This window comes from Rhodococcus sp. HNM0569 (assembly GCF_012726205.1).
Classification (GTDB): domain Bacteria; phylum Actinomycetota; class Actinomycetes; order Mycobacteriales; family Mycobacteriaceae; genus Rhodococcus_F.
The window spans coordinates 420,992-440,351 of sequence record NZ_JAASAE010000002.1 but is presented as its reverse complement, the minus strand read 5'-3'; the positions used below and the strand labels follow the sequence as shown (position 1 = coordinate 440,351).

The window sequence follows — 19,360 nt, the reverse complement described above, 5'->3', positions numbered from 1 at the left end:
CCCTCAGTGGTCAAGACACTACACCTTGTGTCCGACACTTTTGCCAAACCCATGATGTTGTGAGTCACAAAGGTGAAATTCCACGAGTGACGGCCTGGAACGATCGAAAAAGACACTGGTGACGGCGTGTCGGGTGTCACATTTCCGACGGGGGGGGCACCGAGCCTCCCGGCGTGTCGCACCCGGCCGTCACACCCCACTCCCCCCACGGCCCCGCGGGGACGCCGTCGGCGGGTGCGCGACGCGCGCGGAACCGGACGAGAGGGGCCGCCGGAGCCTCTTGTCCGACGACTGGATCGGCCATCCTCGCATACCCGGCCGACACCCGTATCCACTTCGATACAGAACGTGTGACGCGTGCGACGAGCGGTGCGGAAGTCTACTTCTACCGAGCGATAGCCAGGGGTTAGCTTGCGGCCCCCTGGTGATCGTCGAGGAGTTCCGACACCGGCAGCCGTGTCTGCGCGCGCAGCACCGATCCGGGGTCGAATTCGGAGATCTTGGCGAGCACCTGGCCGAATGTGTCCTCGTCCATGGCGTCGACCTCGAGTTGCCACGGTTCGCCGGCGCGGTCCAGACGCAGGACGGCACGCACACGGTCGTCGTCTCGCCACGTCCAGCGGTCGTGGTCGCCCTTGCCGAACGCCCGGCCGAGCTTGCGCGCGATCGCATGGTCGGTGAGGTCGAAGGTGCCGGTGCACGCGACCAGCGGATCCCCGTTCGCCGCCACGGCCGATGCCGGGGCGAACCGCGCGGTGAGGAACTCGACGAGGTCGCCCGCCGTCGCCGCCGGGTCGTCCAGCAGGGTGAGCAGCGCGTCCGTACGCGCCGCGTCGACCGGTTCGAAGCCGCCGGGCATCTGCAGTTGCGTGCCCGCGGGCACGACGCGCGCGCAGATCAGGTCGCCGGCGCGGACGTGGGCTGCCGCGACGACGTCGACGACCTCCTGGCTCGTGTCGGTGCGTACGTCGCGCAGCGTGACCGTGTTCGCCGACGAGTCGACGGCCACGACTTCGTACACCGAGCGCGTGACGGCGAGCCATGCCTCGGCGAGCTCCTTTTCGTCGTCGGGCAACACTGCGCCGCGCCGCACGAGGTAGTCGGCGAACGCACCGCCCTCGAACAGCAGGACGTCGGTGACCAGACCGTCTTCGAAGGCGCGGTAGACCGACTCGGCGCCCGGCTCCCAATGCTGCACCCGCCCGGTCACCAGTTCCGAGAGAGCGGACAGCCAGCGCGGCCCGCCCAATGTGTCGGCGGCCTTGCGGTAGAGCCACGCCGCACGGTCGGTCAGCGGGTACGTGCTCGTGCCGAGATGGCATTTCTTGTACTTGCGGCCGGACCCGCACCAGCACGGCTGGTTGCGGCCGAGACCCGGCCGGTCGACAGGCTGGTACTCGGCGACGACGTCGTAGAGCGGGCCCTGCTCGCCGCTCGGCACGCGGTCGAGCAACGACATCGCCCGCACGGCGTCGCCGCGCTCGGACGCGATCCGGGCCGCATCCCGCAGTGCCGGCCAGTACGCGCCCGCGCCCTCGAAGTGCCGCTCGGCGTCCCCCGCCCGATCTCCCGCGTCGGCGGCGGTACCGGCGAGCCACCGGGCGAATGCCCGGGCGCGGCGCGGGCCGTGCTCGACGACGAGCAGCGCCGCATTCTCGACGGCGAGCGTGTCGAACTCGCCCGACTGCACGATCGTGTCGCCCACGCGCAACGCGACCTCCGGGTCGGTGAGGGCGAGGAACTGGTCGGGGTTGTCGAAGAAGCGGGCTCGGACGTCGTCGGTGCCGCCGTCCTGCACGAACTCGACGAGCGCCACCAGGGCCGCGGCGCCGAGCGTCGCGTCCTCGGGGATGCCGAGGTCGTCCGCGTACTCGCTGAGCAGCGAGCCGGTCCGCGCCGACTCGAGGTCGACACCCGGTGGCACGGCCGTGAACCCCACCACGTCGATGCCCGCGGCCGCGGCGACCTCGGTGATCGGGGGTGCGGGCGTCGTGAACAGGCCTGGGTCGTCGGCCATGGCCTCGACGAAACGGAAGTCGAAGTCGAACGCCCCGGCCTCGGCCGCCTCCGCAACCACCGCGTCGACGGCCGGACGTGCCGCGCGGACGTCCTCGTCGGCCACGGGCGTGAACTCGAGGACGTCGCCCCGCCGGCGCGCCGCGATCAGGGTTCCCGGCTCGACCCCGGCGAGAGTGCCGCGCGGCAGCACCATCCGGTCGGCGGCAGGCTCGACGCCGCGCGCCACGATCTCCTCGTCGTCGGGGCCGATCAGCAGGTGATACCCGTTCTCGGCGAGTGTTCCGTGGTGCGACGTCAACGCGATGACGTCCGCGGCGCCGATCACATCGGTCGCGATCTCGTGGGCGGTGACTCGGTGGGTGAGGACCCGGTCCGCGGTGACGGCGGCGTGCGACGCGAGCCGGTCGCCCAGCGTGTACAGGTCGTGGTCGCCGAAATCGTCGATCGCGTCGATCAGGTCGGCGAGGTCGTCGGCATTGCCGGTGTCCCCGGCGAGTTCGGCGGCGATCTCGTCGGTCGACAGCGGCCCCCGCGCCCGCACGAGTCGCAGAATGTCCGCGGTCAACGCGTCGTCGCCGAGGTCGGCCCGGTACAGGTAGTCGTTGCTCACGACCTCAGGCTAGTGACGCCGTGCCCGGAAGACACCGAAGCCGCCGGGCGTGCCCGGCGGCTTCGGTGTGGAACGAATCAGGCAGCGACCGCAGTGGCCCCGACGAGGCTGCCGACGACTGCGCCGATCGACTGTGCGACCTCCGCGTTCTCGCGCGGGTGCTGGTCGCCGAACTTGCCGATCGTCTCGCCGATCGTGAGCGTGACGTCCTCGAGCACCTTGCCGCCCGCGATTCCGACGGCCTTGCGGGTGTCGGAATGCGCCCACTGCGCGGCGTTCGGGCTGGGCGACGAGCTGACGACGGCGACCGGCTTGTCCTTGACGGCGCCTGCACCGAACGGACGCGACAGCCAGTCGATCGCATTCTTGAGGACGGCGGGGATGGTGCCGTTGTACTCGGGCGTGAACAGCAGGAATGCGTCGGCGGCCCGTGCGGCCTCGCGCAGTGCGGCCACGGCAGGGAGGTCGGCGCCTTCGACGTCGAGGTCCTCGTTGTAGAAGGGCAGCTCCCCGAGGTTGTCGGCGATGGTCAGTTCGGCTCCCTCGGGGGCCGCCGCGACGGCGACCTCGGCGAGCTGGCGGTTGACCGACGCCGAGCGGAGGCTGCCGACGAGGACGAGAACTTTGGTGGACATACAGCCGAATCCTTCGATGTGCGTAGCGTGGAAAAAGAGTTCACGAGGGTGCGACGGTGCACCGGAAACCACAGTACCACTAAACGGACCGCGGTCCTCTTACCGGTGGCCGCGGTCTGTATTCTGAGGGCGTGACGAGTGAGCTCCTCCCCCAGATCGGGGCCACACCACCCGAGCGGGGTGACGCAGCGCGGAACCGGGCGCTGCTGCTCGACGCGGCAGCGCACCTCGTCGCCGAGCTGGGTGCGGACGCCGTCACGATGGACGCCGTCGCGTGCCGTGCGGGCGTGGGCAAGGGCACCGTCTTCCGCCGGTTCGGCAGCCGCGCCGGCCTGATGCGTTCATTGCTCGACCACTCGGAGCGAGAAATCCAGCACGGGTTCATCTTCGGCCCTCCGCCGCTCGGCCCCGGGGCCCCGCCGTGCGAACGCCTGCTCGCGTACGGCCGGGCGCGGTTCGGCCAGATCGGCGTCGAAGGCGAGATCCTGCGCGCGTCCGAACGTGTCGCCGACGACCGTTTCGGTGCACCCGCACGCGCCGTCGCCCTCACGCACATCACCGCGCTGCTGCGCGAGTGCGGCGTCGACTCCGACGCAGCGTTGCTCGCCGAGGCACTCTACGCACCGCTCGACGCGTCGCTGGTGATGCATCAGACGCGAGAGCGCGGTATCGCCCTCGAACGGCTCGAGGCCGCATGGTGCGAACTGGTGCGGCGCGTCGTGCATTCCGGCTGCACGGCTCCGGCCGACGCGCACGCCCACTAGTCTCGGGCGCATGCGCGCTCTAGCCTTGCTGGCCGGCCTGGTACTCCTCACCGCGTGCGGCAGCGGAGGAGACGAACCCGCACCGCAGGATCTCGACGGCCGGACCTTCGTGTCGACGTCCGTCGACGGCACACCGATTCCCGGCGGTGGCCCGTTGACCCTGTCGTTCGCCGAGCCCGGGATGCTCGGCGCGCACGCCGGATGCAATCACGCGTCGGCCCCGGTCGACACCGCGAACGGCACCCTCGCTGTCGGCACGATGAGCACGACGATGATGGCGTGCATCGGCGAACGCGCGGAGGCCGACGCGTGGATGACGGGACTGCTCGAATCGACTCCGTCGTGGCAGCTCGACGACGACACTCTCACCGTCACCGGCGCGGACAGCACCGTCACGCTGACGGACCAGAAGATCCTCGAACCGGACCGCGCGATCACCGGCACCGAATGGACGGTCACGGCACTGATCTCCGCCGACGCCGTCACCACGTCGGCCGCGCTCGAGACATCGGCCCCCGCACTGCAGATCGGCTCCGACGGACACGTGACGGGCACCACCGGCTGCAACCGTTTTCAGGGCAACGCCGAAGTGAACGGGGACACAATCGAATTCGGCCCACTGGCGACCACGCGCATGGCGTGCCCACCGGACGTCATGGAGGTCGAACAGGCGGTGCTCGCGGCACTCGCCGGCCGCGTGCACGCGTCGGTGGACGGCAACACGATGCGTGTGACGCGCGATGACGGAGTGGGTCTGGAGTTGCGCGCGACGCCGTGAATCACACGTACCGCGTGAGCCAGTCCCCCAGCTCGCGCGCGCTCGCGTCGACCGTCGCGGCCCACCCGTGCGCGGATTCGTCGGCTCGGTCGCTGACGTGTTTGACCAGCCGGCACTGCGCACCGAAGCGCGCGGCCGCGAAAGCGACCGCGAAACCTTCCATGTCGACGAGATCGGCACGGCGGGCGAGCGCGTCGCGCACCTCGGCGTCGGACACGAACGCATCGCCCGTCGCGAGGACCGTGCCGTCGCCGTCCTCGACGTCGAGCACGTCGCGGGGGTCGTAGCCGAGTGCACGAATCGCGTCGCCGCTCAGGTCGTGGTTGAGCGCGCGCGACGGCGTGAACAGACCCGAGTGGTGTGCGTGCAGAGCACCGACGGTGCCGATGTTGACCACGAGCGGCGCGTTCCCGGCGCGCTGCGCGAGGGCCGCGGACACCGCGACCGACGCGGCCACCTTCCCGATCCCGGTGACCAGCACCTCGAACTCGGGTGGCACGTGAGCGGCCTCGGCACGCGTCGCGCTCACGACGAGCACATCCGGTCTCTGCATGGCGGCGACCCTACCGTGCACCCGAACACACCCCGCTGCACCCGAGGACGCATCTGGCTAAGGTTCCAGGCATGGCGAACCTTCGTGCGCAGATCATCGACGAACTGGCCGTGCGGCCCTCCATCGACCCGGCCGCCGAGGTGCGCGACCGCGTGCGTTTCGTCAAGGAGTACCTGGCGTCCACCGGCGCCAAGGGCCTCGTCCTCGGTATCAGCGGCGGTCAGGACTCGACGCTGGCGGGCCGGTTGTGTCAGCTCGCGGTGGAGGCGCTGCGTGCGGACGGCACCGACACGACATTCCTCGCGGTGCGACTGCCCTACGGCGCCCAGGCCGACGAGGAGGACGCGCAGAGCGCGCTGCGGTTCATCCGCCCCGACCGCGCGATCGCCGTCAACGTCAAGCCGGGCGCCGACGCGACGGGCGCGGAAGCGGCGGAGGGGCTGCGCGACGCACTGGGCGGCGAGCAGCGGCTGCGCGACTTCGTGCGCGGCAACATCAAGGCGCGCGAACGCATGATGATCCAGTACGCGGTGGCCGGGCAACTCGGCTACCTGGTGGTCGGCACCGACCACGCAGCCGAGGCCGTCACCGGGTTCTTCACCAAGTTCGGCGACGGCGCGGCTGATCTGACACCTCTCGCGGGGCTGACCAAGCGGCAGGGCGCGGCATTGCTGCGCGAACTGGGCGCGCCCGAGAGCACGTGGCAGAAGGTGCCCACCGCCGACCTCGAGGACGACCGCCCCGCCCTGCCCGACGAGGAAGCACTGGGGCTGCGCTACGCCGAGATCGACGACTACCTCGAGGGCAAGGACGTCGAACCCGGGGTCGCCCAGCGCATCGAGGAGGTCTTCGTGCGCACCAGGCACAAACGAACGGTGCCGGTCACGCCGGCCGACACGTGGTGGAAGTGACGTCATGGCAACAGTTCTCGTAGCAGGCGGCACCGGGGTCGCCGGTCGTCACGTGGTCAAGACGTTGTTGCGCGACGGTCATGCGGTGCGCTCGCTCACCCGCCACGGCGGCGCGCCGGGCAGCGAGATCGATCATCGATTCGCCGATCTCGTGACCGGGGAGGGCGTCGCCGACGCGCTCGAGGGTGTCGACGCGGTCGTCGACGCCACCAACGGCATGACCAAATCGGCTCGCGCAGTGTTCGATTCGGGCACCACGCACCTGCTCGACGCGGCGCACGCCGCGGGTGTGCGGCGTGCGGTGCTGTTGTCGATCGCGGGCGTCGACGAGAGCACCTACTCGTACTACGAGGCGAAGACGGCGCAGGAGGCGAAGTACCGCGACAGCCCGGTCGACACCGTGATCGTGCGGGCGACCCAGTTCCACGACTTCGTGCCGATGCTGGCACGGCCCACCGCACGCTTCGGCGTGATTCCGGCGCCGTCGGGTGTGCGTTTCCAGACGATCGACACGCGCGACGTCGCGCGGGCGCTCGTCGCCGCCGCACTCGGTGACGGTCCGATCCCGTCCCACCCGATCACGATCGGCGGCCCCGAGGTGCGCACGTCACGCGACCTGGCCACGGCGTGGAAGAAGGCGACCGGCAGGCACGGCCTCGTGGTGAGCATGCCGATGCCCGGACCACTCGGCGAGTTCTTCCGGGCGGGCAAGAACCTCGTGCCGGAGGCGACGTACGGCGAGATCACCTTCGAGCAGTGGCTCGCCGAACCGTGAGCACTTGACGAGTCCGGGTACGCCTGTTTCGCGCACAGGGCGGTCAGCCGCCGGCGAAGGGCGGCAGCACGTCGACCTCACTGCCCGCCGGCGCGGTGCGGTCGCGGGTGAGATCGTCGCCGACCAGGAATGCGGCCACTGCCAGCACGCGCGCCATCGGGGCACCGTGCCGCTCGATCAGCACGCGTTCGACCGTGGCGAGATCGGCTCCCGCCGGCACGGTGAAGGTCTCCTTCGCACAGCCCGACGCGTCGGCCGCGGCCGCGAAGTAGCGCACCGTGAGCGTCGTGTCGACGGCGAGGTCGTGCGGATCAGCCACCGATTGCTCCCATACTGCGTTGCGGGGGCGTGAAACCGGCGGCGTCGATGCCGTGGCCTGCCCACTTGTTCCACATGGCGCCGCGCCACAGCTGCGCGAGTTCGTCGTCGGTCGCGCCCGAACGCAACGCGCCACGCAGGTCGACCTCGCTGTCACTGAACAGGCACGAGCGGACGGTGCCTTCCGCCGTGATGCGCGTGCGGTCGCAGTCGGCGCAGAACGAACGGGTGACGGACGCGATGATGCCGACGGTGGCCGGTCCGCCGTCGACCGTCCACTCTTCCGCGGGCGCGGAAGGGTCGTCGCGGCCTACCGGCGACAGCGCGAATCGTGCACCCAGGGCGGACAGCAGCGCGTCGGCCGACACCATGTGTTCGCGCGCCCACTCCTGATCCGCGTCGAGCGGCATCTCTTCGATGAAGCGCAGCGCGACGCCCTCTGCGAGCGCCCACGCGAGGAGGTCGGCGGCGCCGCTGAGCGTCTCCGGCATCAGGACCGCGTTGATCTTGAGCGGCGCGAGACCGGCATCTGCAGCCGCGCGGATGCCTGCCAGCACCGACGGCAGCCGATCGCGTCGGGTGAGCTGGGCGAAGTGCGCGCGGTCGATCGAATCGAGCGACACGTTGACCCGCGTGAGACCGGCGGCGGCGAGACCACGCGCACGATGTTCGAGGCCGATCGCGTTGGTGGTGAGCGCGAGCGGAATCCCTGGCACCGCGGCCGCGCAGCCCGCGACGATCTGTTCGAGATCGGCACGCATGAGCGGCTCGCCACCGGTGAACCGGACTTCCCGGACGCCGAGCCGGTCGACCGCGAGCCGCACCAGACGGACGATCTCGTCGGCGGTGAGCAGGTCCTGCTGCGGGATCGCCGGGAGCCCCTCCTCGGGCATGCAGTACGTACAGCGCAGCGAGCACTTCTCGGTGATCGACACTCGGAGGTCGCGTGCGACGCGACCGAACTTGTCGACAAGTTCCGGCACGTCTGGCCGTCCGTCGAGCGAGACGGACCCCCGGACGGTGGGAATCCCCATCTCGACCGTCGTCACACGACCTCCTCCGCTGTCGCCGGGCTCTGTGTTCTCCCAGTATGGCCCTTCCGTCGCCGGGCGTCTCGCCGGTCGCCCACGCCGCGCCGCGAGCGCCCGCTCTACGATTGCCGCATGGTGCCCCACGCTCGCTCCGTCGACGACTACGCCGAACACGTCGCGACACTGCTCGCGGGCCTGTTCGACGACGCCGCCACCACCGTCCCGCTCGACGACGCGACCGGGCGCGTCACCGCGCACCCGGTGTCGTCGCCGATCGACCTGCCGATCTTCCGCAACTCCCAGATGGACGGCTACGCGGTGGACGCGGCGTCGGTGGCCCACCCGCCCGTGACGCTTCCCGTGCGCGGGCTCGTCCCGGCCGGGCCGCACTCCCCCGCACCGCATGTTCCCGGCACCGCGGTCAAGATCATGACCGGCGGCGCGGTCCCCGACGGCGCCGACGCGATCGTGCCCGTCGAGGACACGCGCCCCGACGGCGAGAACGTCGTGATCGAACGGGCCAGGCGCTCGGGCGAGTTCGTGCGTGAGCGCGGCAGCGACGTGCACGCCGGCACCGTCCTCCTCGGCGAGGGCACTGTGCTCGCACCCCGGCACATCGCGGTCCTCGCAGCCGTGGGGCTACGGGAGGTCGCGGTGCGCCGTCGCCCGCGCGTCGCGATCGTCACGACCGGCGACGAGCTCGTGCCTGCCGGCACCGCGCTGCGGCCCGGCGAACTCTTCGACTCCAACGGCATCGCGCTCGCCGCGGCGGCCCGCGCGAACGGTGCCGAGGTGGTGTCCCTGGCGCACAGCAGCGACCGTCCCGAGGAATTCCGCGCGCGGCTCGCCGAGGCGACCGCCGCCGCCGACGTCGTCTTCACGTCGGGTGGGATCTCGATGGGCGACTTCGAGGTGGTCCGCGAAACCCTCGCCCCCCTGGGCGCGCAGTTCGGCCACATCGCGATGCAGCCGGGCGGGCCGCAGGGCAGCGGTGTCGTCGACGACACCCCCGTCCTGAGCTTTCCGGGCAATCCGGTGAGCACGCTCGTGTCGTTCGAGGTGTTCGCCCGGCCGCTGTTGCGCCGTGCAGCGGGGCTGCCCGCGGTCACCGCGCGTTCACGGACGCTGCGCGAAGACCTCCACTCGCCCGACGGCAAGAGGCAGTTCCTGCGCGGGCGCACGAGCGGTGACGGCGTCGAGCTCGTCTCGGGGCCGGGCTCCCACCTGGTCGCCGCGATGGCATGGGCGGACGTGCTGATCGACGTACCCGCCGACGCCACGAGCCTCACCGCGGGAACGAGTGTCACCGTGCGGCCCCTGTGACTTCGCCGAGGCTGTGACAAAGTTGACGCCGTGAGCGAACTGAGTCATCTCGACGCCGAGGGCCGGGCCCGCATGGTCGACGTCAGCGGCAAACGCGACACCACCCGCGTCGCGCTGGCAGGCGGCGAACTCGTCACCACCGAGGAAGTGGTCGCGCTCGTGCGCGCCGACGAGATGCCGAAGGCCGACGTGCTGCCCACCGCGCGCATCGCGGGCATCTCGGCGGCGAAGAAGACGTCCGAACTGATCCCCCTGTGCCATCAGATCGCGCTGTCGTCGGTGAAGATCGAGTTCGGTTTCACCGCGACGTCCATCACGATCGAAGCACGCGCCAAGACGCGCGGCGCGACCGGTGTCGAGATGGAGGCGCTCACCGCGGTCGCCGTCGCGGGTCTCACGCTGCACGACATGGTCAAGGCCGTCGACCCGGCCGCGATGCTCACCGGTGTTCGGCTGCTGGAGAAGGACGGCGGCAAACGCGGCCACTGGACCCGCGACGACGCGCAGTCCGCCGCACCCGGGCGCGTTGTCCCCGGCACCGCCGTCGCGCTGGTCGCCTCGACCGGCACCGCACGCGGCACGCGCGAGGACACGACGGGGCCGCGTATCGCCGAGTGGCTCAGCGCCCGCGGGTTCGACGTGCGGGGACCGCTCGTGTACTCGGACGCCGACATCGCCTCCGGGCTCGCGGACGCGCTGAGCGCCCGGCCCGCCGTGGTGATCACGACCGGCGGCACCGGCGTCTCGCCCACCGACGCGACGCCCGAGGCCACCCGCGCGGTGCTCGACCGCGAACTGCCCGGTGTCGCCGACGCCATCCGCGCGCGCGGCGCCGCCGTCACCCCGCACGCCGCGCTCAGCCGGGGGCTCGTCGGAGTGGCGGGCGGCACGCTCGTCGTGAATCTGCCGGGCTCGCCCGGCGGCGTGAAGGACGGTCTCGCGGTGCTCGAACCGATCGTCGACCATCTGCTCGCCCAGATCGCCGGTGGAGGAAGCCACGATGACTGACCACGCTCTGCTCGCGCGGATCTCGGCCGAACCACTCGACTCCGCAGCTGTCGACGCCGCCGTCTCCGGCCCGCGGCACGGCGCGGTGGTGAGTTTCACAGGAGTGGTCCGCGACCACGACGGCGGACAGGCCGTGTCCGCACTCGAGTACCAGGCTCATCCGGATGCCGAACGCTTCCTGCGGACCGTGTGCACCGAGGTGTCGAGGCGCAGCGGTCTGCCCGTTGCCGCAGTGCATCGTGTCGGCGACCTCGTGGTCGGCGACCTCGCGCTCGTCGCGGCGGTCGCGGCGCCGCACCGCGCCGAGGCGTTCACGGTGTGTGCAGAACTCGTCGAACGCATCAAGCACGAGGTGCCCATCTGGAAGCGACAGCATTTCGCCGACGGGGTCTCCGAGTGGGTCGGACTGTGACGCGACCGGTAGACTCGAGCGCACTAGACGGCAACGAAGCCCGTCCAGCGTCGTAGATACGCACCACGCACCGCGAATTCTGCAAGCGGCTGCCGGCACCAAGCAGTTCTTACGGCGATCGAAGTCTGCTCGTGCCACGAAAGGCCACCGCTTGTCCTCCTCCACCGTGTCCACCTCCAGTGCGTCCACCTTCGCCGAACTGGGCGCTCCCACGACTCTCGTGTCCGCCCTCACCGCGCAGGGCATCACCGCACCGTTCCCGATCCAGCGCGACACCCTGCCCGACGCCCTCGCCGGGCGCGACGTGCTCGGCCGCGGCAAGACGGGCAGCGGCAAGACCCTCGCGTTCTCGATCCCGATGGTCGCTCGTCTCGCCGCGTCCGCGTCGGGCAAGCGGCGCCGTGCGGGTCGCCCGCGCGGTCTGGTGCTCGCACCGACGCGTGAGCTCGCCACGCAGATCACCGCGACTCTCGAGCCGCTCGCCGCGGCCGAAAACCTGGTCGTCACCACGATTTTCGGTGGCGTGTCGCAGAACCGGCAGGTCACCGCACTCAGCGCGGGCGTCGACATCGTCGTCGCCTGCCCGGGCCGCCTCGAAGATTTGATGCGCCAGCACTACGTCACGCTCGACGCAATCGAGGTGACGGTGCTCGACGAAGCCGACCACATGGCCGACCTCGGCTTCCTCCCCGGCGTCACGCGGATCATGAACGCAACGCCGGATCGCGGTCAGCGACTGCTGTTCTCGGCCACGCTCGACAACGGCGTCGACAAGCTCGTGAAGAAGTTCCTCACCGACCCGGTGCTGCACTCGGTCGACGATGCGACGTCGCCGGTCGCCGCGATGACCCACCACGTCTACGACGTCGCGGGTACCACCGAGAAGAAGGCGCTCGTCGAGAAGCTTGCGTCGGGCACCGGTCGCCGAATCCTGTTCATGCGCACCAAGCATCAGGCGCGCAAGCTCGCGCGCCAGCTCACCGACGCGGGCATCCCGTCGGTCGACCTGCACGGCAACCTGTCGCAGAATGCCCGCGACCGCAACCTCGCGGCGTTCTCGTCGGGCGAGGCCCGGGTGCTCGTGGCCACCGACGTCGCGGCACGTGGTGTGCACGTCGACGGCGTCGAACTGGTCGTGCACGTCGATCCGCCCGCCGAACACAAGGCGTACCTGCACCGTTCGGGCCGCACCGCGCGCGCAGGCAGCGCGGGCGACGTCGTGACGCTGGTACTGCCCGATCAGCGCAAGGATCTCGCGGTGCTCATGCGTAAGGCAGCGATCAAGGTGTCGCCGGTGCCGACCACGGCTGCGTCGCCGCATGTCGCGTCGCTCGTCGGCGCGGAGGCCCCGCGCGTCGCACCGCCCGCGAAAGACGCTCCCGCGCAACACAAGCAGAACTCGGGTGGCCGCGGCCGTCCGGCGCGCGGCCGCAACGGACGTCCCGCTGATCGTCCACAGTCGCAGTCACGGCGCGGCCAGGGTCAGGCATCCGGGGGTCGCGGCCAGAGCCAGGGCGCCACAGGCCGCGGCGAAGGCGGTCAGCAGCGGCACTCCGCCGACGGACGGCCGGGCCGTTCGGGTGGCGGTCGTCCGGGCCGTTCGGGCGCGGGCCGGCCGGGTGCAGCCCGCACCGGCGGGGGCGCGCGCTCGGGCCAGCGCCGCCGCTCGCAGGGGCAGAGCTTCTCGTAGGGCCCCGTCCGTCAGAACTTCTCGAGGTGGACGGCGTCGGCCAGTGGCCGGCGCTCCCGCCAGCCGAACCGTTCGAGGTCGGGCGTTTCCTGGAAGCGTTCGACCTCGCCGACGCACAGCCACGCGATCGGCCGCACCGGTGCCGGGATCTCGAGCAGTTCGGTGAGGTACTGCTCGTCGTAGAACGACACCCAGCCGACACCGACACCCTCCGCCGTCGCGGCCAGCCACAGGTTCTCGATCGCGAGCCCGACCGACAGCAGCCCGGTCTCGTCGATCGTGTGCCTGCCGAGGATGTGTGCGCCGCCGCGGGTCGGGTCGTACGTGACGACGACGCCCGTGCCGGACTCCTCGACACCCTCGATCTTGATCGGGTCGAACGTCGATTTCCGTTCGGGCGGGAGCGAATCCGCGAATCGGCGCCGAGCCTCGGCGACATGCGCGGCGAACGTCGCGAGCGTTGCCCGGTCACGCACGACCACGAAATCCCAGGGTTGCGTGTTGCCCACGCTCGGCGCGCTGTGCGCCGCGCCGAGCAGGCGGCCGAGGACGTCGTGCGACACGACTTGTCCGGTGAACTCGGCGCGCACGTCCCGGCGCATACCGATCACGTCGTAGACGGAGGGGGTGGATTCGCTCACGCCGCCACGGTATAGCGGTGCACTCCCAGCATCGCGGTCGGGTCGTCGCCGTCGCCTACGTCGACGCAGCTCGCCAGCGCCGCGAGGACCTCGGCTTCGTCGACGTCGACGCCGATCAGCACGAGGCTGGTGGCGCGCTGTTCGCCGCTCGACCACCGGGCCGACACGAATCGGATGTGTGGGCCGACGGTCTGCACCTCGAACTTGCGGGTCTGCCCGGGCACCGCGAAATGCACGAAGCCCTTCGCGCGGAAGATTCCGGGCGGCCGCGTCTCGAGGAACTCGACGAGAGCGCGTGGGTCCATCGGCGAGGCCGACTCGAACACGACGGCCTGATAGTCCGCGTGCAGGTGCTGGTGCTCCTCGCCGTCGACGAGCAACTGGTCGAGCGTGAGTTGTTCACCCGGCAGCGGCTCGCCACGCGCGGCAGGGTCGAAGAGCACGGTGGGGTCGATGCGCCCGTGCGACGCGGGCAGGATCGGCGCCTGCGGGTTGTACTCGCGCACGAGGGCACGCACGTCGGCGGCGACGGGATCGTCCAGCAGGTCGACCTTGTTGAGCACGAGCAGATCCGCAAGGCCGAGATGGTGCGACAGTTCCGGATGCCGTTCGAGGGTGCCGCCGAACTGCTCGCCGTCGACGACCATCACCAGCCCGCCGAACACGACAGACGGATTCTCGCTCGCGAGGATCAGCCGGATCATGTTGCGCGGCTCCGCGAGCCCGCTCGCCTCGACGACGATCACGTCGACGTCGGATGCCGGGTGCGCGAGTTGGTCGAGCAGGGCGTCCATGTCCTCGTTGTCGACCGCGCAACACATGCAGCCGTTGCTCAGCGAGACCATCGAGTCGACCTGTCCGGCGACCATCATCGAGTCGATGTTGACGGCGCCGAAGTCGTTGACCACGACCCCGATCCGCACACCCTGGTTGTTGCGCAACAGATGGTTGAGCACGGACGTCTTCCCCGCGCCGAGGAACCCGGCCACGACGACGACGGGAATGCGCTTTCTCGGCACCGCTGCCCTCCTCACTCGCCGAGCGCCCATGCTAGCCCCGACGCCTCGTGAGCACTTCACGAGTCCAGGTACGCCGGTTTCGCGCACGGTTCGGGCGCCTTCACCCGCCGGCGTCCCGTGTCGTTGCCGACGAAACATGCCGCGGCACCGAGCGCCAGCCCGATCACGACACCGACGTCGGGCCGCTCGCCGAGCACGAGCCACGTGAGCAGGGCGGCCACCGAGGGGATGACACCGAACAGCAACGACACCGCCGCGGCCCCGGCCTGCCTGATCGCGGCGAGGTAGAGGGTTGCTGCGATCACGGAGTTCGCGACTACCAGGACGCCGATCGTCCACACCGCGCGCCCGGGATCGTCGACGTGCTGCGGAGTGAACGCGGCGAAGGCCGCCGTCGGGATCAACGCCACCGTGACGCCGATGGCGTTGACCGCGACCGGGTGACCTTCACGAAGGTATCGCTGCTGGTAAACCCCGCCGATCGACAGGCCGAGCACGGCGACGACCACCCAACCCACCGCGCTGTCGACATGCCCGACGTCCAGCACTCGGCCCGCGAACGCGGCGACGACCGCGATCAGTGCGAGCCCGACCGCGATCAGGCGGCGCGGGGTGAGCCTCTCCCCCAGAGCGAGTGCCGCTGCACCGGCGGTGACGACCGGGTTCATCGCGATCACCAGGGCCACCAGGACGGGAGACACGCCCGCATACATCGCCTGATAACACCCGACGAACTGGACGCCCTGCGCCAACATGCCCACGACCGCGGCATGCCACGCCTGTCTTCCCTGCGGCCACGCGAGACGGCGTGCGCCCACGATCGAGGCCAGGATGAGCGCCGACACGACGAATCGCGCAGCCAGCACGATGCCCGGCGTCGCCGCCTGCACCGCCGCGGAGCCCATCGGGTAGCCGAGCGCGTAGAAGAAGGCGGTGGCCGCACCGAGCGGCAGTGAGAGCTTCACGCCCTCCACCATCATCGCCGCTCGCTGCGTGTGTCCAACGATCGTTCGTTGTCGAATCGATCACGAATACTGATCGGCCGGTCGAGTGGAGGCCGACTGGGGGCGGGTTGTACCAGGCACTGAGCCCCGAAGCACCTCGGTTGCCGTCGGCACCCGTTCACGAAATGCGAATAATTGCCAGGGCCGTGAAGCGCTACGCTCACAGCATGGCCGCGACCTTCGACATCACCCCACTGCGTTCGCTGTGCGCGGTCGCAGGCACCGGCGGTGTCCATCGGGCCGCGCAGTCGCTTGCGCTCACCCAATCGGCTGTCAGTCAGCATCTACGTCGTCTCGAGCGGGAGGCGGGCACGCGTCTGGTCACCCGCAACGGACGCGGCATCGCGCTCACTCCCGACGGCGAGGCGCTGCTCTCGCACGCCCGCGCCATCCTGGCGGCGCACGATGCTGCCGTCGCTCGATTCGACACCGCCCAACGGGACACAGTCGTGATCGGAGCAGCGCAGAACAGTGCCGCAGTGATCCTGCCGATGATGATGACCAGTCTGCGCCAACGGTTTCCGGGTACCGAGGTTCGTTTTCATCTCGACCGCAATGCGACGGTCCGCTCGCTGCTCGATTCCGGCGGCATAGACGTCGCGGTGACCACGCGCGTCGCACCGGAACTCGCCGCGCGTACCGCCGGATTCCGCCTGCGCTGGCTCTGGTCGGCGAACCATCCCCAGCCTGATCCTGCGGAAGCGATGCCGATCGTGGCGTTCTCGCCGCCGTGCACATTGCGCCAACCGAGCTTCGACGCGTTCAGCGGAAGCCCGGGCGGCTGGCGCGTCGCAGCGGAGGTCAACGACCTCGCTACCGGGCTGGAGGCGGCGCGCGCGGGCGTGGGCGCCATGCTGGTGCCGGTGCTCGACCGTGCACCCGACGGGCTCGTGGGTTTGGCGGCAAGCCCCGTGCCACCGGCCGTGCAACTCGGGGTGGCCTACACCGACCGCACCGCAGCCGGCGTCCGCGAGGCGGTCACCCAGGTGCTCGGCGAATACCTCGGTGCCGATCGTGTGGAAATGCTGCACAACCACAGCTTCCCGATGCCCGCGTGACACGGTGTCGACTTCCGGGGCCGCCCCCCAACGCGAGAACCGCGCCTCGCCGTGATGGCGAAACGCGGTTCTCGCGATGTCGGAGTGGAGCTAAGGGGACTCGAACCCCTGACCCCCACACTGCCAGTGTGGTGCGCTACCAGCTGCGCCATAGCCCCGTATGCGGTTGTCACCGGCACTCGGAAACGACTTCCTCGTGCTCGAAGAAAACTACACCATCTCGAACGACGGCAACAAATCCGCTGGTCGATGCGGTGACGGACGTCTCGTCCGTCACCGCATCCGCCCGTCAGTTGCGGAGCTCGTCGATCCAGTTCGGGTTGCCGAGTGCGTCGATGACGCGGCCGCCCTGCACGACGGCGGGCGTGCCCGTGGCACCCGACGCGGCAAGGGTCTGGCGACCCGCTTCGGCGTTCGCGGCGGCCTGTTCGATCCGCTGGCCCGACGTGATGCAGGACGCGGCCTCGCCGGATGCGCCCGCGTCCTTCGCGGCCTGTGCGAGTTCGTCGTTGCTGTGATCCGAGTTGCCGTTCTCGGCAGGCTGGAAGTCGGGGGCGAACAGCGTCGCGTGGAACGCCGAATACGCGAGTGCGTCACCCGTCTCGGCGACGCACTGCGACGCGGCGACCGCGCGCGTCGAGTAGTCCTGGCTGGCGGAGAGCCGGTCGAGGAAGTTGAGGATGTGGTAGCGCACGGCGATGTCGCCGTCGTCGATCGCCTGCGCGAGTTCCTGGCCGCTCTCGTGTTCGAGTTCGGCGCAGTACGGGCACATCGGATCCTCGAACAGGTCGATCGTGGTGGCGGCGGCAGGCAGCCCGAGCGTCACGACCCCGTCGGCGTCCATGGAAACCTGCACGGAACTATTCTGCACGCTGCCGTAGCCCTCGTTGCGCGGTTTGCTGCGCTGGTTCTGCCACACGATCCCGCCGATGACGAGCACGGCGATCACGACGACCGCGATGCCGCCGAGGATGTAGGTGGACTTGCTCGACTCCGGCTGCGGGTTGTATTTGTTGCTCTTCGCGCTCACGGGGCTGTTCGTTCCTTCTGCTCGGGGGCGTACGGATCGTGTGTGTTCACTGTGCCAGGGCGTCGGCGTCACGTCGCGGGGCGACGGGCCGTGAACGGGGCCCGAGTGCGAACGGCGACCGTGGGAACACCGTCAGCCACGCCGCGAGGGCCAGGAAGCCGACGTCGCGCGCGATCTCGATCGCGTAGTCGCTCGGATCGGCGTCGGCGACCTCGCCGCCCCCGCCGAAGCACCCGCAGTCGATCGACAGTCCGCGTGCCCACGCAGAGGCGATGGACGCGATGAGGACCACGAGGACGAGGCCGGACACGACGCTGACCAGGCGCACGCCGAGACCGATCACCAGCAGGACGCCCAGCGCGAGCTCGACGACCGGCAGGGTGACGGCGACGGGCCGCACGAGCGATTCCGGCAGCAACTGGTACGCGCGGACGGCGACGACCGTCTGCGACGGGTCGACGGCCTTGACCCAGCCCGACACGAGGAACACGGCCGCGAGGCCGAGGCGCGCGAGCAGGCTGATCCATTTCGTCCACACCCCGTCGAGAGTACCGACGCGCACGTCAGGGCACTTCGGCCCGCACCTTCGGCACCCGGTCGCGGGGCACGACGGCCCACGCGATCGCCGCGAGCACCATGACCGAGCCCGTCACGGCGAACGCCGCGGTGTACGAGAGGCGTTCGGCGAGCTGGCCGCCGACGACCGGCCCCAGGACGCCGCCGACGTCGGACACCATCTGGAAGGTCGCCAGGACCGGCCCTCCGCGCGACTTCGAACCGATGACGTCGGCGACGGCGGCCTGCTGGGCGGGATTCATGATCCCCGACCCCAGCCCGGCGAGCGCGGACGCGACGAAGAACACCGCGAGATTCTCGGTCGCCCCCATCGCGATCGTGCTCACGCCGCACACCAGCAGACCGGTCAACACGAACGGACGGCGCCCGTACGTGTCCGACAAGCGCCCCGACAGCATGAGCACCGACGCATTGCCCACCGCGAACACCGTGAGCGCGACACCCGCGAGTCCCCCGTCGCGCTGCAGCGCCTCCACGACGAACAGCGGCACGAGGGCGACCCGCACACCGAACACGATGGCCCCGACCGCGAAGTTCGACGTCAGCGCCGCGCGGTACACCGGATTCGCGAGACCGTCGCGCAAGGTCATCGCCGGGGCGTCGTCGCCCGCTTCCGGCGCCGACAGGTGTGAGCGGCGCAGCGCGAAGAACACGACCGCGGCGGCGATCACGAGCGCGATCGTGTAGATCACGAACGGCATCCGCAGCCCGAAGCCGACGAGCAGGCCGCCGAACAACGGCCCGGTGATGTTTCCCATCAGGAAGCTCGTCGCGTACATACCCGAGACGCGCCCGCGCTTGCCGGGTGGCGCGATGCGGATGAGCAGGCCCATCGCCGAGACGGTGAACATCGTGGATCCGATGCCGCCCGCGGCGCGGAAGACGAGCAGCTGCCAGTAGTCGGCGGCGAGCGCGCACGCGCCTGTCGAGGCAGCGACGATGAGCACGCCGGTGATGTAGACGGGTCGCTCGCCGAGGCGCTGCACGAGCCGCCCACTGACGGGTGCGAACGCGAGCCGCATGAACGCGAAGGACGAGATCACGACCGTCGCCGCCGTGACCCCCACGTCGAAGCTGCGTGCGTACTGCGGGAGCGCGGGCGCGACGATGCCGAAGCCCAGGGCGATGACGAAGCTCGCCGAGACGAGGATCCAGATCTCTTTCGGTAGCCGCGATTCCGGCTCGATGGGCGCACTCATAGTCGA

The 19,360-nt window shown here is 70.4% G+C and carries 20 protein-coding genes and 1 tRNA gene; 9 read left to right on the top strand and 12 right to left on the bottom strand.

Going from position 1 to position 19,360, the window contains the following annotated elements; all coding sequences use genetic code 11:
- Nucleotides 1-406 precede the first annotated feature (406 nt).
- Together HCA44_RS21245 and HCA44_RS04425 are read right to left on the bottom strand one after the other, a co-directional pair.
- Nucleotides 407-2,629, bottom strand: a complete 2,223-nt coding sequence (locus HCA44_RS21245) for an SEC-C metal-binding domain-containing protein (protein ID WP_169647291.1) — start codon at nt 2,627-2,629, stop codon at nt 407-409.
- 77 nt (nt 2,630-2,706) lie between these two features.
- The gene (locus HCA44_RS04425) at nt 2,707-3,264 is read right to left on the bottom strand and encodes an NAD(P)H-dependent oxidoreductase (RefSeq protein WP_169647290.1); all 558 of its coding nucleotides are present in this window, start codon (nt 3,262-3,264) and stop codon (nt 2,707-2,709) included.
- A gap of 131 nt (nt 3,265-3,395) precedes the next feature.
- Between HCA44_RS04425 and HCA44_RS04420 the strand changes: the two genes are divergently transcribed.
- Complete coding sequence (locus HCA44_RS04420) at nt 3,396-4,028, top strand: TetR/AcrR family transcriptional regulator (protein WP_169647289.1); 633 nt, start codon at nt 3,396-3,398, stop codon at nt 4,026-4,028.
- A 10-nt stretch (nt 4,029-4,038) separates the two neighbouring features.
- On the top strand, nt 4,039-4,806 hold the full coding sequence (locus HCA44_RS04415; protein WP_169647288.1) for an META domain-containing protein: 768 nt from the start codon (nt 4,039-4,041) through the stop codon (nt 4,804-4,806).
- A gap of 1 nt (nt 4,807) precedes the next feature.
- Here the strand turns inward: HCA44_RS04415 and HCA44_RS04410 are convergent, their stop codons facing one another.
- On the bottom strand, nt 4,808-5,359 hold the full coding sequence (locus HCA44_RS04410) for a nucleosidase (protein WP_169647287.1): 552 nt from the start codon (nt 5,357-5,359) through the stop codon (nt 4,808-4,810).
- Between the two features lie 71 nt (nt 5,360-5,430).
- Here HCA44_RS04410 and nadE point away from each other — a divergent pair, with 71 nt between their 5' ends.
- A complete protein-coding gene (gene nadE / locus HCA44_RS04405; RefSeq protein WP_169647286.1) occupies nt 5,431-6,270 on the top strand; it encodes an ammonia-dependent NAD(+) synthetase in 840 nt (279 codons plus the stop codon).
- Nucleotides 6,271-6,274: 4 nt separating this feature from the next.
- Nucleotides 6,275-7,045, top strand: coding sequence for an NAD(P)H-binding protein (locus HCA44_RS04400; protein WP_169647285.1), 771 nt, complete (start codon nt 6,275-6,277; stop codon nt 7,043-7,045).
- Between the two features lie 43 nt (nt 7,046-7,088).
- On the opposite strand, the gene HCA44_RS04395 is transcribed toward HCA44_RS04400, so the two are convergent.
- Nucleotides 7,089-7,364 (bottom strand): MoaD/ThiS family protein, encoded by a 276-nt coding sequence (locus HCA44_RS04395; RefSeq protein WP_169647284.1) that lies wholly within the window; start codon nt 7,362-7,364, stop codon nt 7,089-7,091.
- Nucleotides 7,357-8,412, bottom strand: coding sequence for a GTP 3',8-cyclase MoaA (moaA, locus tag HCA44_RS04390; protein ID WP_169647283.1), 1,056 nt, complete (start codon nt 8,410-8,412; stop codon nt 7,357-7,359). The genes HCA44_RS04395 and moaA overlap by 8 nt, the downstream gene beginning before the upstream one ends.
- A gap of 114 nt (nt 8,413-8,526) precedes the next feature.
- Between moaA and glp the strand changes: the two genes are divergently transcribed.
- From glp to HCA44_RS04370, 4 genes are all read left to right on the top strand, one after another.
- Nucleotides 8,527-9,717, top strand: coding sequence for a gephyrin-like molybdotransferase Glp (gene glp / locus HCA44_RS04385; RefSeq protein WP_169647282.1), 1,191 nt, complete (start codon nt 8,527-8,529; stop codon nt 9,715-9,717).
- Nucleotides 9,718-9,747: 30 nt separating this feature from the next.
- Nucleotides 9,748-10,725: a bifunctional molybdenum cofactor biosynthesis protein MoaC/MoaB gene (moaCB, locus tag HCA44_RS04380; protein ID WP_169647281.1), complete on the top strand. Its 978-nt coding sequence runs from the start codon at nt 9,748-9,750 to the stop codon at nt 10,723-10,725.
- A complete protein-coding gene (locus tag HCA44_RS04375) occupies nt 10,718-11,137 on the top strand; it encodes a molybdenum cofactor biosynthesis protein MoaE (RefSeq protein WP_169647280.1) in 420 nt (139 codons plus the stop codon). The genes moaCB and HCA44_RS04375 overlap by 8 nt, the downstream gene beginning before the upstream one ends.
- Nucleotides 11,138-11,303: 166 nt before the next feature.
- A complete protein-coding gene (locus tag HCA44_RS04370) occupies nt 11,304-12,827 on the top strand; it encodes a DEAD/DEAH box helicase (RefSeq protein WP_346764570.1) in 1,524 nt (507 codons plus the stop codon).
- A gap of 11 nt (nt 12,828-12,838) precedes the next feature.
- Here HCA44_RS04370 and bluB read toward each other — a convergent pair whose 3' ends face one another.
- Genes bluB through HCA44_RS04355 form a run of 3 tightly spaced genes read right to left on the bottom strand, consistent with a single transcriptional unit; the run spans nt 12,839 to nt 15,452 of the window.
- Nucleotides 12,839-13,429 carry a 5,6-dimethylbenzimidazole synthase gene (bluB, locus tag HCA44_RS04365; RefSeq protein WP_206037735.1) on the bottom strand — a complete coding sequence of 197 codons (591 nt, stop codon included), beginning with the start codon at nt 13,427-13,429 and terminating at the stop codon, nt 12,839-12,841.
- Between the two features lie 35 nt (nt 13,430-13,464).
- Complete coding sequence (locus HCA44_RS04360; RefSeq protein ID WP_169647278.1) at nt 13,465-14,487, bottom strand: GTP-binding protein; 1,023 nt, start codon at nt 14,485-14,487, stop codon at nt 13,465-13,467.
- A gap of 56 nt (nt 14,488-14,543) precedes the next feature.
- Complete coding sequence (locus HCA44_RS04355) at nt 14,544-15,452, bottom strand: DMT family transporter (RefSeq protein ID WP_346764569.1); 909 nt, start codon at nt 15,450-15,452, stop codon at nt 14,544-14,546.
- A 206-nt stretch (nt 15,453-15,658) separates the two neighbouring features.
- Here HCA44_RS04355 and HCA44_RS04350 point away from each other — a divergent pair, with 206 nt between their 5' ends.
- The gene (locus tag HCA44_RS04350) at nt 15,659-16,549 is read left to right on the top strand and encodes a LysR family transcriptional regulator (RefSeq protein ID WP_169647277.1); all 891 of its coding nucleotides are present in this window, start codon (nt 15,659-15,661) and stop codon (nt 16,547-16,549) included.
- 85 nt (nt 16,550-16,634) lie between these two features.
- On the opposite strand, the gene HCA44_RS04345 is transcribed toward HCA44_RS04350, so the two are convergent.
- From HCA44_RS04345 to HCA44_RS04330, 4 genes are all read right to left on the bottom strand, one after another.
- Nucleotides 16,635-16,707, bottom strand: a tRNA-Ala gene (locus HCA44_RS04345).
- A gap of 131 nt (nt 16,708-16,838) precedes the next feature.
- Nucleotides 16,839-17,579, bottom strand: a complete 741-nt coding sequence (locus HCA44_RS04340; protein ID WP_169647276.1) for a DsbA family protein — start codon at nt 17,577-17,579, stop codon at nt 16,839-16,841.
- 46 nt (nt 17,580-17,625) lie between these two features.
- The gene (locus HCA44_RS04335; protein ID WP_169647366.1) at nt 17,626-18,117 is read right to left on the bottom strand and encodes a MauE/DoxX family redox-associated membrane protein; all 492 of its coding nucleotides are present in this window, start codon (nt 18,115-18,117) and stop codon (nt 17,626-17,628) included.
- Nucleotides 18,118-18,142: 25 nt separating this feature from the next.
- Entirely contained in the window at nt 18,143-19,354 is a 1,212-nt protein-coding gene (locus tag HCA44_RS04330) for an MFS transporter (protein WP_169647275.1), read from the bottom strand.
- Nucleotides 19,355-19,360: the final 6 nt, after the last annotated feature.

Excerpts from the sequence above, each read along its gene's own strand:
- HCA44_RS04425 (WP_169647290.1), bottom strand. The coding sequence starts at position 3,264 with ATGTCCACCAAAGTTCTCGTCCTCGTCGGCAGCCTCCGCTCGGCGTCG.
- HCA44_RS04415 (WP_169647288.1), top strand. The coding sequence starts at position 4,039 with ATGCGCGCTCTAGCCTTGCTGGCCGGCCTGGTACTCCTCACCGCGTGC.
- HCA44_RS04410 (WP_169647287.1), bottom strand. The coding sequence starts at position 5,359 with ATGCAGAGACCGGATGTGCTCGTCGTGAGCGCGACGCGTGCCGAGGCC.
- nadE (WP_169647286.1), top strand. The coding sequence starts at position 5,431 with ATGGCGAACCTTCGTGCGCAGATCATCGACGAACTGGCCGTGCGGCCC.
- HCA44_RS04400 (WP_169647285.1), top strand. The coding sequence starts at position 6,275 with ATGGCAACAGTTCTCGTAGCAGGCGGCACCGGGGTCGCCGGTCGTCAC.
- glp (WP_169647282.1), top strand. The coding sequence starts at position 8,527 with ATGGTGCCCCACGCTCGCTCCGTCGACGACTACGCCGAACACGTCGCG.
- HCA44_RS04375 (WP_169647280.1), top strand. The coding sequence starts at position 10,718 with ATGACTGACCACGCTCTGCTCGCGCGGATCTCGGCCGAACCACTCGAC.
- bluB (WP_206037735.1), bottom strand. The coding sequence starts at position 13,429 with ATGCGCCGGGACGTGCGCGCCGAGTTCACCGGACAAGTCGTGTCGCAC.
- HCA44_RS04350 (WP_169647277.1), top strand. The coding sequence starts at position 15,659 with ATGGCCGCGACCTTCGACATCACCCCACTGCGTTCGCTGTGCGCGGTC.
- HCA44_RS04330 (WP_169647275.1), bottom strand. The coding sequence starts at position 19,354 with ATGAGTGCGCCCATCGAGCCGGAATCGCGGCTACCGAAAGAGATCTGG.